This is a genomic window from uncultured Streptococcus sp. (genome assembly GCF_963528215.1).
Lineage (GTDB): Bacteria > Bacillota > Bacilli > Lactobacillales > Streptococcaceae > Streptococcus.
Window position 1 is genome coordinate 119,647 of the sequence record NZ_CAURVL010000004.1, and the last position, 14,250, is coordinate 133,896.

Sequence of the window (14,250 nt, forward strand, 5' to 3'; positions counted from 1 at the left end):
TTTTTCAGAAAAAGAACGGACAGAAGGGCTTTCTTAGGCGCTTTGTGGTAAAATAGTAACAGAATTAAAAATTTGGAGAGTAAAGATGAAACGTTCTATGTATGCTGGGCGTGTTCGCAAGGAGCATGTTGGTCAGGAAGTCACTTTGAAGGGCTGGGTTGCCCGCCGTCGGGATTTGGGCGGTCTGATTTTCATTGATTTGCGCGACCGTGAAGGCATTATGCAGCTGGTCATCAATCCTGAGACGGTGGCTGCAGAGGTCATGGCGACCGCAGAAAGCCTGCGCAGTGAGTTTGTGCTGGAGGTGACAGGCAAGGTGGTTGCACGTGAGCAGGCCAATGACAAGCTGGCGACAGGAAGCGTTGAGCTGCATGTGGAAAGTCTGACTGTCTTAAATACAGCCAAGACGACGCCTTTTGAAATCAAAGACGGCATCGAGGTAAATGACGATACGCGCTTGCGCTACCGTTATCTGGACTTGCGCCGGCCAGAGATGCTGGAGAACTTCAAGCTCCGTGCCAAGGTCACTCACTCTATCCGCAACTATCTAGATGAGTTGGAGTTCCTTGATGTGGAGACACCTTTTTTGTCTAAGTCAACGCCAGAAGGGGCGCGTGATTACTTGGTGCCTAGTCGGGTTCATCAGGGGCACTTTTACGCTCTGCCTCAGAGTCCACAGATTACCAAGCAGCTCTTGATGAACGCTGGTTTCGACCGTTATTACCAAATTGTCAAGTGTTTTCGGGACGAGGACTTGCGCGGTGACCGTCAGCCAGAGTTTACTCAGGTGGACTTGGAGACTTCCTTCTTGTCTGAGCAGGAGATCCAGGACATTACAGAAGGCCTGATTGCTCGTGTTATGAAAGAGACCAAGGGTATTGAGGTGTCTCTACCTTTCCCTCGCATGAAGTATGATGAGGCTATGGCTCTCTATGGGGTTGATAAGCCAGATACGCGCTTTGAAATGTTGTTGCAGGACTTGACAGAGCTTGTCAAGGGAGTTGACTTCAAGGTCTTTTCAGAGGCTCCAGCTGTAAAGGCCATTGTGGTGAAAAATGCTGCAGATAAATACTCTCGTAAGGATATCGATAAGCTGACAGAGCAAGCGAAACAGCATGGTGCTAAAGGTCTTGCTTGGGTGAAAGTGGCTGATGGTGAGCTGACTGGTCCAGTTGCTAAGTTCTTGACAGACCTGACAAGTCCGTTGACAGAAGCTTTACAGCTTGAAAATAATGACCTAGTGCTCTTTGTGGCTGATACTTTGGAAGTGGCAAACGCTACTTTGGGAGCTCTTCGTGTACGCTTGGGTAAAGAGTTGAACTTGATTAACCCAGATACATTCAATTACCTTTGGGTGGTGGACTGGCCTATGTTTGAATGGTCAGAAGAAGAGGGCCGCTACATGAGCGCCCACCATCCATTCACCCTGCCTCAGAAAGATTCTGAGCAAGAGCTGGAAGGCGACCTGAGCAAGGTACGGGCTGTGGCTTATGATATCGTCCTCAATGGTTATGAGTTAGGCGGTGGCAGTCTTCGGATTAATCAGAAAGATTTGCAGGAGCGGATGTTCAAGGCGCTTGGCTTCTCAGCTCAAGAAGCTACTGAGCAGTTTGGCTTCCTTTTGGAAGCAATGGACTATGGCTTTCCACCACATGGTGGCCTAGCTCTGGGCTTGGACCGCTTTGTGATGCTCTTGGCTGGTGAAGAAAATATCCGCGAAGTTATCGCCTTTCCGAAAAATAACAAGGCTTCTGATCCAATGACACAGGCGCCTAGCCCAGTGTCGGTCGCTCAACTAGAGGAATTAAGTTTACAAGTGGAAGCACATGAAGAAGACTAATTTTTATAAACTCTTTCGCTATTATGTCCGCAGGTTTGCTTATAATTTTAAGATTTTGCGGTCTTTAAAGAGTATCTCGCGTGAGAAGTACGATGAGAAGATTTCTGCCTCGCTTGTCTATGGCTTTTTGTCAGCTGTCGCAGTCAATTTCTTCTTTCAGCCGGGGCATGTTTATTCCAGCGGGGCGACTGGTCTGGCGCAGGTCATCACTGCCCTCAGTACTCGCTTCTTTGGTTTTACCATTCCGGTTTCTGTGACCTTTTACGCTATTAATATTCCGCTGATGATTCTGGCCTGGTACCAGATTGGGCATAAGTTTACCATTTTCACCTTTATCACGGTTACCATGAGCTCGCTCTTTATCCAGTTTGTGCCAGAAGTAACCTTGACTGACAATCCTATTATCAACGCCCTTTTCGGTGGTGTGGTCATGGGCACGGGGATTGGTTTTGCCCTTAAGTCCAGCATTTCCAGTGGTGGGACTGATATTGTCAGTCTGACTGTTCGGAAAAAAACAGGCCGGAATGTTGGCCATATTTCACTGATTGTCAATGGGATTATTATGCTGATTGCAGGTCTGACCTTTGGCTGGGAGTATGCGCTGTACTCCATGATTACTATTTTTGTATCAAGCCGAGTGACGGATGCTGTCTTTACCAAGCAGAAGCGCATGCAGGCTATGATAATCACCAGCCATCCAGATAGGGTAATTGATAAGATTCACAACAAACTGCATCGTGGGGCTACAGTAATCCATGGTGCCGAGGGAACTTACAATCATGAGCAAAAAGCTGTTCTGGTGACGGTTATTACTCGAGCTGAGTTTAATGAATTCAAGCAAATCATGAAAAATACGGATCCAACTGCCTTCGTCTCCGTCGCAGATAATGTCCATATCTTGGGACTCTTTGTGGAGGAGTGAAGATATTCATTAAGCTTGGGAATGCGAAGTAGTATAGTGTGGGAGTTTGTGCGTAAAACGAGCTTTTGTGATAGGAGATTAATATGCGGTAGGACAATAGTCCCACCGCTTTCTATTCTCTATTGTGGAGGGTGGAAATCTCAAGTAAGAAAGGATATACAAATGCAGGAGATTTTCAGACAATGACGACGTATAAAAAAATCATGAATATCGCCTTGCCGGCTATGGCGGAGAATTTTTTGCAGATGCTCATGGGAATGGTCGACAGCTATCTGGTAGCCAGTCTTGGGCTGATTGCGATTTCCGGTGTCTCGGTGGCCGGCAACATCATTACGATTTATCAGGCAATCTTTATCGCTCTGGGGGCTGCTATTTCCAGTCTCATCTCCAAAACTCTGGCTCAAGGGGACAAGGAGCGTTTGTCCTATCATACAGTCGAGGCTATCAAGCTGACGCTGCTTCTGAGTCTTCTGTTGGGCCTCGTTTCCCTGCTCTTTGGCAGGCAGATGCTGGACCTTCTGGGGACAGAAAAGGCAGTGGCTGAAGCAGGCGGTCTTTATCTGGCTCTGGTTGGTGGGACTATTGTTCTGCTAGGCTTGATGACTTCTTTTGGAGCTTTAGTGCGGGTCACGCGCAATCCTAGATTCCCCATGTATGTCAGTCTTCTGACCAATGTCCTCAATGCCCTCTTTTCCGGTCTGGGGATTTACATCTTTCGGCTTGGTATTATCGGTGTAGCGTTGGGGACGGTGCTGGCTCGTTTGGTCGGTGTGCTGATTCTCTGGCGGGAGCTGGATTTGTCCACAATCCGCTGGCGCTGGGGCTTAGATGGAGAGCTCTTGCGCCTGTCTCTGCCAGCTGCTGGAGAGCGGCTCATGATGCGGGCGGGTGATGTAGTTATTATCGCCATTGTGGTCGTCTTTGGGACGGACGCAGTAGCGGGGAATGCCATCGGTGAAGTCCTGACTCAGTTTAATTATATGCCAATCTTCGGGGTCGCGACAGCAACAGTCATGCTGGTAGGTCATGCGGTAGGTGAGGGAGATATGCAAGAGGTCGTTCTGATTCGTCAGCGGACCTTCTGGCTTTCCTTAGCTTGCATGTTGCCCGTGGCTCTAGGAATTTTCGTTTTTGGTCGGCCACTGACTTTGCTCTATACGGATAATAGCGGAGCTATCACAGCCAGTCTTTCGGTCATGCTTTTCTCCTTGCTGGGAACTCCCATGGCAGTCGGAACCGTGATTTACACCGCCATCTGGCAGGGGCTGGGGAATGCCAGACTGCCCTTTTATGCCACGACTGTTGGCATGTGGCTGATTCGCATTATTGCCGGTTACTTGCTGGGTGTGACCTTTGGTTTGGGTCTGCCGGGAGTCTGGACTGGGATGCTCTTGGACAATGGCTTCCGCTGGCTATTTTTAAAGGTTTTATTTGACAGAAAAATGAGGGAAATCACATGACAAAAGCGTTTATTTGGGATTTGGACGGCACCTTGCTGGACTCCTACGATGCTATTTTGGCGGGGATTGAGGAAACCTATGCTCACTATGGTCTGGACTTCGACAGGGCGAGTATTCACAGCTATATTCTAAAGCACTCTGTCCAGAAGCTCTTGGAAAAAGTAGCGTTTGAGAAGGGGCTGGATGCTGCCGAAATGAATGCCTTCCGTGGAGCAAGCCTAAAGGAGAAGAATGCTCAGATCCATCTAATGGAGGGAGCGGCAGAGATACTGGCCTGGGCTGAAGAGCAGGGCATTGCCCAGTTCGTCTATACCCACAAAGGACTCAATGCTTATAAAATCTTAAAAGACTTGGGAATTCATGATTATTTTATAGAAATCATCACAACAGCCAACGGCTTTGAGCGCAAGCCCCACCCAGAAGGTGTCGACTATCTGCTCGAGAAATATGGCCTGAATAAACAGGAAACCTACTATATCGGCGACCGAACCCTGGATGTGGATGTCGCCGTCAACAGTGGCATCCAGAGCATCAACTTCTGTGATTACCGACCAGAAATCAATCTGAAAATAGAAAAGTTGGTGGATATCAAGCAATTATTTACAAAATAAAAAGCAGACAAGAACTGATCTACTGTCAGTCTAGCCTGCTTTTTATTTTACATATGCTCAATGTGAAGTTCCAGCAAGAACTCAAGAGCCTCGGGAGAACAGTTTTCTTTTTCAATTGCGAAACCAGTGTTCTCTCCTATCAAGATATAAAAATCTTGCTTTGTCATAATGACTTTGACAATATCATCATAGGTATAGTGAAATTCTCCACGTTTATTCTGAGCTACAAAAGACTCTCTGTCAAATATCAGAGTGACCTCCATGTTCTGAAATAAAGGATTTTTTTGATAGGCTCTCTTTATCTGATAATTCATGCCAAAATAGTACATAGAGGCGCAAATAGGGGGAGCCAATATGATAGATATTATCTTTTCCTCTAATGGGCCGAGCATTACGTAGGTGAACAGCCCGATTATCAGTATGATTATGTATAATACAAATCCTTTTCGTCGCACGAGAATAGCCCATGAAAATCTTTTATAAACTTCTTCAGTCATAAGAGTTGTAATACGGATTGGAAACATCTTTTACCTCCAGTTTTTATTATTATAACATATAAGAGCGATAAGATTTAGCCGAGCCTTGCTAGACGATACCATCTTTTATGGGAGGTGAGTGATTTTTTTGTTTTTATCTAAAATCAGCACATCTGGCATGCTTAGGTTGCGCCAGAAGTTATAATCAATGTTGGAGTCAAACGCGCATAGTAAAATGCAGATAAGATTACCATGGGAGCTAATGATAATCTCTTCATTTTGGTGTTTGCTTTCCAGTTCATGAAGAAAGGCTAAGGCTCGCTGTTGAGCTTGTTGATTAGACTCGCCACCGACAAGTGAAAATGTCGGCTGTGACCAAAGTTGCATGAGGCATTGTTCAAAATCTCGGTCAGCAATTGCTTGACTGCTTAGCTTTCGCTCTATTAGTCGTTTGTCGGTTTGAATAGCGAGCTTCAGACTCTGAGCCAAAGGCTCAACCGTTTGGATGGCTCTTCGGTAAGGACTGGAATAAATGGCGGCAATGAGTTTGTCTGATAAAAATTCAAGCTGTGCCAAGGATTCTTGCCCTTTGTCTGATAATGGTCGGTTGATTTCATCAGGTGTATAGTTAGAATGCGCATGACGGATAAAATAGTAGGTATTGTTCATAAAATGATTATAGCAAAATTTAAATCTCAATTCATTTTCTACCTATTTTCCACGCCGCCTTTTCTGTCTTTGTCCGCCTTTCGTGTTATAATAAACCTATGGAAAAAAAGAACAAGTTATTATTAATCGACGGTTCGTCCGTTGCTTTTCGCGCTTTTTTTGCGCTTTATAATCAAATCGACCGTTTCAAGAGTCCATCTGGTCTGCATACTAATGCTATTTATGGATTCCATCTTATGCTCAATCATCTGATGGAGCGCGTGCAGCCGACCCATATCTTGGTGGCTTTTGATGCTGGAAAGACGACCTTCCGGACCGAGATGTATGCTGATTATAAGGCTGGTCGGGCCAAGACACCGGATGAATTTCGTGAGCAGCTGCCTTTTATCCGTGAAATGCTAAAGCACCTAGGCATTCACTACTACGACTTGGCTCAGTACGAGGCGGATGACATCATCGGAACCTTGGACAAGATGGCTGAAAAAACAGCAGTGCCTTACGATGTGACCATTGTCAGCGGCGATAAAGACTTGATTCAGCTGACGGATGATAATACCGTGGTGGAGATTTCCAAGAAAGGCGTGGCCGAGTTTGAGGAATTTACCCCAGCCTACCTCATGGAAAAGATGGGTATCACGCCAGAGCAGTTCATCGATCTCAAGGCGCTGATGGGCGATCAGTCGGATAATATCCCCGGTGTGACCAAGATTGGTGAGAAGACTGGCCTCAAGCTCCTCTTGGAGTATGGTTCTTTGGAAAATCTCTATGAAAATATTGACCAGCTCAAGGCTTCCAAGATGAAGGAAAATCTGATCAATGACAAGGACAAGGCCTTCTTATCAAAAACCCTAGCTACCATCAATACTCAGGCTCCGATTGAAATCGGACTGGATGATTTGGTTTATAAGGGTCCGCAGGTAGAGAATCTGAGCAAGTTTTATGACGAGATGGGCTTCAAGCAGCTCAAGGCTCAGCTAGGAACGGCTCAGGATCCTGTAGAAGTCAAACCAATTGAATTTACCAAAGTGACTGAGGTCGCAGCGGATATGCTGGCACCAGAGCAATTCTTCTATTTTGAAATCTTGGGTGACAACTACCACAAGGAAGAGATTGTCGGCCTTGCCTGGGGCGATAGCCGTCAGATTTATGTCGGTTCCAGCGATTTACTACAGCAACCTCTCTTTCAGGATTTTTTGGCAAAAACAGCTCTGAAAACCTACGACCTCAAGAGAGCCAAGGTACTGCTCAGTCATTATGGTATCGAACTGCCAGCAGCAGCCTTTGATGCGCGCCTAGCCAAGTATCTGCTTTCGACGGTCGAGGATAATGAGCTGGCGACTATTGCTCGCCTCTATGGCCAAACAATTCTGCCGACTGATGATGAGGTTTATGGCAAGGGAGCCAAGCGTGCTTTGCCGGAGCAAGAGCAGCTCTTTGAGCATTTAGCTCGTAAGGTTCAAGTACTGCTGGAAACAGAAGAGTCAATGCAAGAACAGCTCCGTTCCCACGACCAGCTGAATTTGTTGCTTGAAATGGAGCAGCCCCTGGCCTTTGTCTTAGCCAAGATGGAGATTGCGGGGATTAAGGTTGAGCGGGAAACTCTGCAGGGCATGCAGGCGGAAAATGAAAAGACGCTGGAAAGTCTAACGCAGGAGATTTATGATCTGGCTGGTCAGGAGTTCAATATTAACTCGCCGAAACAGCTGGGAACTATTCTCTTTGAGGATATGGGGCTTCCGTTGGAGTACACCAAAAAGACCAAGACAGGCTACTCGACAGCAGTTGATGTGCTGGAGCGTTTAGCACCGATAGCACCGATAGTGTCTAAGATTCTGGAATACCGTCAAATCAGAAAGCTTCAGTCCACTTACATTATTGGTCTGCAAGAGGCCATTGCGGCTGACGGCAAGATTCACACTCGCTATGTTCAGGATTTGACTCAGACGGGCCGCCTGTCCTCGGTTGACCCCAACTTGCAGAATATCCCTGTTCGCTTGGAGCAAGGGCGCCTCATTCGCAAGGCTTTTGTGCCAGAGTGGGCAGATAGTGTGCTACTCAGCTCGGATTATTCCCAGATTGAGCTGCGGGTGTTGGCTCACATTTCGCAGGACGAGCATCTGATTGCTGCCTTTCAGCATGGAGAAGATATTCACACGGCTACAGCCATGCGGGTTTTTGGTATTGAAAAGGCAGAGGATGTGACACCTAATGACCGCCGCAATGCCAAGGCTGTCAACTTTGGAGTCGTCTATGGCATTTCCGACTTCGGACTGGCCAATAATTTGGGAATTTCCCGCAAGGCTGCCAAAGATTATATTCAGACTTATTTTGAGCGTTTCCCTGGTATCAAGAATTATATGGAAACGATTGTCCGCGAAGCTCGTGATAAGGGTTATGTAGAGACTATTTACCATCGCCGTCGCTCCTTACCAGACATCAATTCCCGCAACTTTAATATCCGAAATTTTGCGGAGCGCACAGCCATTAACAGTCCGATCCAAGGCTCCGCCGCAGACATTCTCAAAGTCGCTATGATTAATCTGGACCGAGCTCTGACAGAGAAGAATTTCAAGTCTCGCATGCTCTTGCAGGTTCACGATGAAATCGTGCTGGAAGTGCCAAATGACGAGCTAACAGCCGTCCGCCAGCTAGTCAAAGAAACCATGGAAGCTGCGATTGAGCTGGCCGTTCCGCTAGTAGCTGATGAAAACGCTGGCCAAACTTGGTACGAGGCGAAATAAAACAAGATACAAAGAGCGTCAAAACCGACTGAAAATTAGGCAGCCGGACGAAGGGGTCATGCTCCTAGAACGGATTATCTATTTTCCACAGTGTTTAGCCCGTATTCAGTTAAGACGCAAACACTGCAAAACTATCCAGCTTTATTATGAATGAGGAGGAAGTCTATGACTTATCATTTTCAAAATCCTAGCGATGCCATCGTCAAGCATTATCTGAAAAACAGCAAGGTAATTGCTGTTGTCGGACTGTCTGACCGTGAAGAAACGACCAGTAACCGTGTGTCCAAGGAGATGCAGGAACGGGGCTATCGCATTATCCCAGTTAATCCGCGGGCAGCGGGCAGTCAAATTTTTGGTGAGACTGTTTATGCCAGTCTCAAAGATATTCCTTTTCCGGTGGATATTGTTGATGTATACCGCCGCAGTGAGTTTTTGCCGGATGTGGCACTGGATTTTCTGCAGTCGGATGCCAAGATTTTCTGGGCTCAGTTGGGCTTGGAGAGTGAGGAGGCTGAGCAGATTTTGCGGACAGCTAGTCGGGACGACATTGTCATGGACCGCTGCATTAAACGCGAGCATACTCGCTTGATTCTAGGCGAATAAGATGGCCAAGTTAGTTATCATTCGTGGAAATTCCGGCTCTGGCAAGTCTAGTCTCGCTGGGAAACTGCAGACTCACTACGGCCGAGGGACTCTTCTGATATCGCAGGATACGGTTAGACGGGATATGCTCAAGGAAAAGGTTGAGCCAGGGAATTTGTCTATTGACCTGACGGAAACACTGGCTCGCTTCGGTTACGAGCATGATTTGCTAGTTTTGGTAGAAGGATTTTATGAGACGGACATTTACGGACAGATGCTAGAGCGGTTGAAAAAACTCTTCGCTCCGCAGGTCTTTGCTTACTACTATGACCTATCCTTTGAAGAAACTGTCCGCCGCCATCAGACTAGAGCTAAGCAAGAAGAATTTACCGCAGCCGACATGAAGCGCTGGTGGAAAGACCGAGACTTCTTAGGCTGGGAAGAGGAAGCCTTTTTCACAGATGAGGATTCACTAGAGGCAGCATTTGATAAAATCTGCTCTGCCCTTGACAGGCCAGACTAAAATACTAAATAAAAAAACAACTCACAAGCTTAGGACAAGGAGTTCCGTGCTTGCGGGTTGTTTTCGTTTAGAATAGCTTTTTCTTTTTTCAACTCTTCGTAGAAGAGAATGTAAGCAGTCGCTGTATAAGGTAGAACCATAATATTTAGTATGCCATAAGTCATTTTGGCCAATAAATTCCAGCCGATGAAGCTCAGGTCTAGCATAAACAGCTTTCTTTTATAGCCCTTCATGAGCTTCCGACTTTGACGGATAGCAGAGAAAGCTCCCAGGTAGGTGTCAGTCTCAAGCTGGTCATATAGGATCAGCTCTGCTTGAGAATATGCGTAGTACTGAGGGATGGTGATGCCTAGATCAACCAATATCAAGAGGCTTCCCAGTAACATACCAGGGGTGTATTGAAGAATCTGCTGACCTGCCTCGCTTTGAGCAGTCAGCACAGTATGGGCAGGAAGTTTTTCCGAAATATTGAGAATCTTATAAGCATTGAAGACGGACAGAAGACTCCCACAAAATATAGGAAGATTCCAAAGGAAAAGCAAGAGCTGCTTGAGCAAAACGGTTTTGAAAACAGGTGTGAAGTTCTTGCTCGTAAAAAGATGCCCAATATCTGAAAAGCGAACCTCATCCTTTTTCTTGCGGATGACGGTTATCATGGTGTAGCTGGCAGAAAGCAGCAGGAGAGACGTGATAAACTGAATGGTCGTCGGAAAAAGAGTTCGGCTAATCAGAAAATATATGAACTGGCTGAAGGTCAGGTCGGAAACGGAGTCTCTTAGATTCCCAATAAGGGAAAGCAAGATGTTTAGGATACCGGCAAGAGTCGGAGCCGCAAACAAAAGAAAAATCCCCCTCGTTTGGCTGCGGACAGTACGAGCCTGAGCTCTGATGTTACTTAGATTCATAATTCCTCCATTTGGATTTGTCTGTTACATTATATCATACCCCGTGACAGATAGAAGTTTTTTTGGTAAAATCATACGGTATCTTGTGAGCCCTTGCTGCTCATTGTATAGAAGAAAAATCGCTGGGACTGTTTTTCCCAGCAGGAGGAAACATGTCAACATCACCGATTCAGTATCGTTTGATTAAAAAAGAAAAGCATACAGGTGCTCGTTTGGGGGAAATTATCACGCCTCACGGGACTTTTCCGACGCCTATGTTTATGCCGGTTGGTACCCAGGCGACGGTCAAGACCCAGTCACCAGAAGAGCTCAAGCAAATGGGGTCGGGTATTATCTTGGCCAATACTTACCACCTTTGGCTGCGTCCAGGCGATGAGCTGATTGCCCGTGCAGGTGGCCTGCACAAGTTCATGAACTGGGACCAGCCTATTCTGACTGATAGTGGCGGTTTCCAGGTCTATTCTCTAGCTGACAACCGCAACATCACAGAAGAAGGAGTAACCTTCAAGAACCACCTCAATGGTTCCAGGATGTTCCTGTCACCCGAAAAGGCCATCTCCATCCAGAACAATCTAGGCAGTGACATTATGATGTCTTTTGATGAGTGCCCGCAGTTCTACCAGCCTTATGATTATGTCAAGAAGTCCATTGAGCGGACTAGCCGTTGGGCAGAGCGTGGCCTCAAGGCCCACAGCCGTCCGCACGACCAAGGTCTTTTTGGGATTGTTCAGGGTGCTGGCTTTGAAGATTTGCGCCGTCAGTCTGCTCAAGACTTGGTCAGCATGGATTTCCCAGGCTACTCAATCGGAGGCTTGGCTGTCGGAGAGTCTCACGAAGAGATGAATGCAGTGCTAGACTTCACAACACCTATGCTACCTGAAAGCAAGCCTCGCTATCTCATGGGAGTTGGGGCGCCAGATAGCTTGATTGATGGTGTTATCCGTGGTGTGGATATGTTTGACTGCGTCCTTCCGACTCGGATTGCCCGAAACGGTACCTGTATGACCAGTGAAGGACGTCTGGTGGTTAAAAATGCTCAGTTTGAGGAAGATTTCACGCCGCTGGACCATGACTGTGACTGCTACACTTGCAGCAACTACACGAGGGCCTATATCCGCCACTTGCTTAAAGCGGACGAAACCTTTGGAATCCGCCTAACCAGCTATCACAACCTCTACTTCTTGGTAAACCTTATGAAGAAGGTTCGCCAAGCTATCATGGATGACAATCTGCTGGAATTCCGTGAAGACTTTATTGAGCGCTACGGCTACAATAAATCCAGCCGAAATTTCTAAGAATCTCCATTTGAAAGGGGAAGCCATGTCTGATGAAGAGAAATTGCTGAAAAGATTGACAGCGTATCTGTCAGACGACCAAAAACATACCATACGTATATACGGTCATGGTGCTTCGGGCAAGTCAACTTTTGCTCGAAAACTCCAACTAATATTGGGTGAGGAACGAGCCAATCTGCTGGAAACAGATCCTTATGTAATTACTGGGGAGTATCGAGATTTGCTCAGTTCCAAAGATTTTCCTCATCAAAAAGTCACAGCTTGCCTCCCAGCCGTTCATGAACTAAGCAGTCTGGAGCGAGATATTTGTGCCTTGCAGTCTGGTCTGGATATTCTGACCATTGGCACAGCTTGGTCGCCTAGCTTGCGTTTATCAGCCCGAAAGCCGATTTTAATAGTAGAAGGCATGTCGACTGCCTTTTTGTCTGAAAGTTTGTTTGATTTGTCGATTTGCTTTTACACGGATGATCAGACCGAGTTAGAACGACGCTTGGCAAGGGATGTGGCTGTGCGAGAGCGCAGGTCAGATTGGATAAAGCAGACACATCTAGCTCGGCGAGAGCAATATAGGCACTTCTATCAGCCCTATCTAGTAGCTGCCGACCTTGTCATCTGCCAGTCGGACAACAGCATTCGCATCGAAAAGGACAGTCCCTTACTATAAAATAAAGTAGCCAAGGGTAAATTTTCATTTTCTTGCTATTTAATGCCGGGTCTATATGGTAAAATAGATAGAGTGTTTTGTTATTTTGACAGAAACATCAGTTTTTTTGAGTTAATTACGTTGAATATATAAAAATCAAGGGGTATATCATGAAACGAATAACTACAAAGGCTTTTTTGGTAACAGCTCTAGTTTTGATTCTGCAAGGTTGCAGCCAGCAAAAGGCGGTAGAAAAGCCAAAAACATCTGCTAGCCAAAGCCAATCTGTATCATCTAGTCAAGCTAGTTCTTCTAGTGAAGCGAGCTCTTCCAGCAGCCAAGAAAAACCGGTAAAGTCTGATGAGGAATCTTACCAAAAGGTTTTTGAAGACTATCGTTTGCTTTTGTCGAGCAACAGCTCTGATACTCAAGCAGCAGAAAATCTTCGAAATCAGCTGCACTATCCTCTGGAATACTGGACTGTAGACAATATTTTAGCTCAGCCAGATGCCCTTGTCTATAGTTTTCACGACCTCAATGGTGATGGGCAAAAGGAGCTCTTGGTTGGATCTAAGTTTGGAGAAAATCCATACTACTTAGTAACTCTTTATTACCTCAAAGGTCAGGAGCCTGCCTTGTTGGGAGAGTCGCATGCAGCTAGTGTCGGAGGTTCTAGGGTAACTCTCTTTGTTTACCGAGATGGCCGTGTCTTAAGCTCTCACTGGTATTCTGGAAGCGGAAACGGTCAAGCAACCCTCTATCAGCTGTCTAATCAGAATCAGGAGCCCGAAATCCTTCAGCAAATTGATTTCACAAAGACTGCAGATGCTGGCGAAAGCCAATTTGGTCTTAGCCAAGCTGACCGCTTAGATATGGATAGTTTAACTTGGAAGAAATTCTAAGAGAAATCAATTCGGAATAAAATCTATAAAGTTGCTTTCAAAGCAGCTTTTTTCTATATCTTAACCTTGATTACTTTCATTAATAAGGTGAACTTTTCGAGTTGAATTGAAGAACAAGGCATAGTTATCAATAGAGAAAACACTTTCATAAAAAATTATCCTAAAAATCTTTAAAAAATTACTCAAATCCCTTGCAATGACTGGTTCTTTGTGTTAAGATACTATGGTGCTGTAAAAATACAGCGTGTAGCTTTGATGCAAGAGGTTGCGACACGCTCGGTTGCATTGCCACGCAATCACCTGTCGGTTTTCTTGTGGAGCTAGCCTATTATCTTAAATAGACGAAAAGGAGAAAAAGATGGCAAACAAAAAAATCCGTATCCGTTTGAAAGCTTACGAACACCGTACGCTTGACACAGCGGCTGCAAAAATCGTAGAATCAGCTACTCGTACAGGTGCACAAGTTGCGGGTCCAATCCCACTTCCAACTGAACGTAGCCTCTACACAATCATTCGTGCGACTCACAAATACAAAGACTCTCGCGAACAATTTGAAATGCGTACTCACAAACGCTTGATTGATATCATCAACCCAACTCAAAAAACAGTTGATGCTTTGATGAAACTGGATCTTCCAAGTGGTGTGAACGTAGAGATTAAACTTTAATCTAAAGCTTGATC

General features: G+C 45.9%; 14 protein-coding genes. 11 read left to right on the forward strand and 3 right to left on the reverse strand.

Annotated features, from left to right (window positions below; translation table 11 throughout):
• The first annotated feature begins 85 nt into the window (after positions 1-85).
• The 4 genes from aspS to RWS24_RS03145 all read left to right on the forward strand — a co-directional run bounded on the left by aspS (position 86) and on the right by RWS24_RS03145 (position 4,833).
• Positions 86-1,840 (forward strand): aspartate--tRNA ligase, encoded by a 1,755-nt coding sequence (aspS, locus tag RWS24_RS03130; RefSeq protein ID WP_314365291.1) that lies wholly within the window; start codon positions 86-88, stop codon positions 1,838-1,840.
• Positions 1,827-2,762, forward strand: a complete 936-nt coding sequence (locus RWS24_RS03135; RefSeq protein WP_314365293.1) for a YitT family protein — start codon at positions 1,827-1,829, stop codon at positions 2,760-2,762. Before aspS ends, RWS24_RS03135 begins: the two co-directional genes overlap by 14 nt.
• Before the next feature lie 182 nt (positions 2,763-2,944).
• Positions 2,945-4,222, forward strand: coding sequence for an MATE family efflux transporter (locus RWS24_RS03140; RefSeq protein WP_314365295.1), 1,278 nt, complete (start codon positions 2,945-2,947; stop codon positions 4,220-4,222).
• Positions 4,219-4,833 carry an HAD-IA family hydrolase gene (locus tag RWS24_RS03145; protein WP_314365297.1) on the forward strand — a complete coding sequence of 205 codons (615 nt, stop codon included), beginning with the start codon at positions 4,219-4,221 and terminating at the stop codon, positions 4,831-4,833. Before RWS24_RS03140 ends, RWS24_RS03145 begins: the two co-directional genes overlap by 4 nt.
• 47 nt (positions 4,834-4,880) lie before the next feature.
• On the opposite strand, the gene RWS24_RS03150 is transcribed toward RWS24_RS03145, so the two are convergent.
• Both RWS24_RS03150 and RWS24_RS03155 read right to left on the reverse strand, forming a co-directional pair.
• Positions 4,881-5,357 carry a YcxB family protein gene (locus RWS24_RS03150; protein ID WP_002905769.1) on the reverse strand — a complete coding sequence of 159 codons (477 nt, stop codon included), beginning with the start codon at positions 5,355-5,357 and terminating at the stop codon, positions 4,881-4,883.
• A 78-nt stretch (positions 5,358-5,435) separates the two neighbouring features.
• A complete protein-coding gene (locus RWS24_RS03155; protein WP_314365314.1) occupies positions 5,436-5,978 on the reverse strand; it encodes a histidine phosphatase family protein in 543 nt (180 codons plus the stop codon).
• A 98-nt stretch (positions 5,979-6,076) separates the two neighbouring features.
• Here RWS24_RS03155 and polA point away from each other — a divergent pair, with 98 nt between their 5' ends.
• The 3 genes from polA to RWS24_RS03170 all read left to right on the forward strand — a co-directional run bounded on the left by polA (position 6,077) and on the right by RWS24_RS03170 (position 9,824).
• A complete protein-coding gene (gene polA / locus RWS24_RS03160) occupies positions 6,077-8,719 on the forward strand; it encodes a DNA polymerase I (RefSeq protein ID WP_314365300.1) in 2,643 nt (880 codons plus the stop codon).
• 165 nt (positions 8,720-8,884) lie between these two features.
• Positions 8,885-9,322, forward strand: a complete 438-nt coding sequence (locus RWS24_RS03165) for a CoA-binding protein (RefSeq protein ID WP_223323882.1) — start codon at positions 8,885-8,887, stop codon at positions 9,320-9,322.
• 1 nt (position 9,323) lies between these two features.
• Positions 9,324-9,824, forward strand: coding sequence for a kinase (locus tag RWS24_RS03170; RefSeq protein WP_314365303.1), 501 nt, complete (start codon positions 9,324-9,326; stop codon positions 9,822-9,824).
• Positions 9,825-9,853: 29 nt separating this feature from the next.
• Here RWS24_RS03170 and RWS24_RS03175 read toward each other — a convergent pair whose 3' ends face one another.
• Positions 9,854-10,729, reverse strand: coding sequence for a DUF975 family protein (locus RWS24_RS03175; RefSeq protein WP_314365304.1), 876 nt, complete (start codon positions 10,727-10,729; stop codon positions 9,854-9,856).
• A 152-nt stretch (positions 10,730-10,881) separates the two neighbouring features.
• Between RWS24_RS03175 and tgt the strand changes: the two genes are divergently transcribed.
• The 4 genes from tgt to rpsJ all read left to right on the forward strand — a co-directional run bounded on the left by tgt (position 10,882) and on the right by rpsJ (position 14,236).
• Entirely contained in the window at positions 10,882-12,024 is a 1,143-nt protein-coding gene (gene tgt, locus RWS24_RS03180) for a tRNA guanosine(34) transglycosylase Tgt (protein ID WP_072073233.1), read from the forward strand.
• 25 nt (positions 12,025-12,049) lie between these two features.
• Positions 12,050-12,688, forward strand: coding sequence for a phosphoribulokinase (locus RWS24_RS03185; RefSeq protein ID WP_314365305.1), 639 nt, complete (start codon positions 12,050-12,052; stop codon positions 12,686-12,688).
• A gap of 149 nt (positions 12,689-12,837) precedes the next feature.
• Complete coding sequence (locus RWS24_RS03190; RefSeq protein WP_314365307.1) at positions 12,838-13,569, forward strand: hypothetical protein; 732 nt, start codon at positions 12,838-12,840, stop codon at positions 13,567-13,569.
• A gap of 358 nt (positions 13,570-13,927) precedes the next feature.
• The gene (gene rpsJ, locus RWS24_RS03195; protein ID WP_003009585.1) at positions 13,928-14,236 is read left to right on the forward strand and encodes a 30S ribosomal protein S10; all 309 of its coding nucleotides are present in this window, start codon (positions 13,928-13,930) and stop codon (positions 14,234-14,236) included.
• The last annotated feature ends 14 nt before the right edge of the window (positions 14,237-14,250 follow it).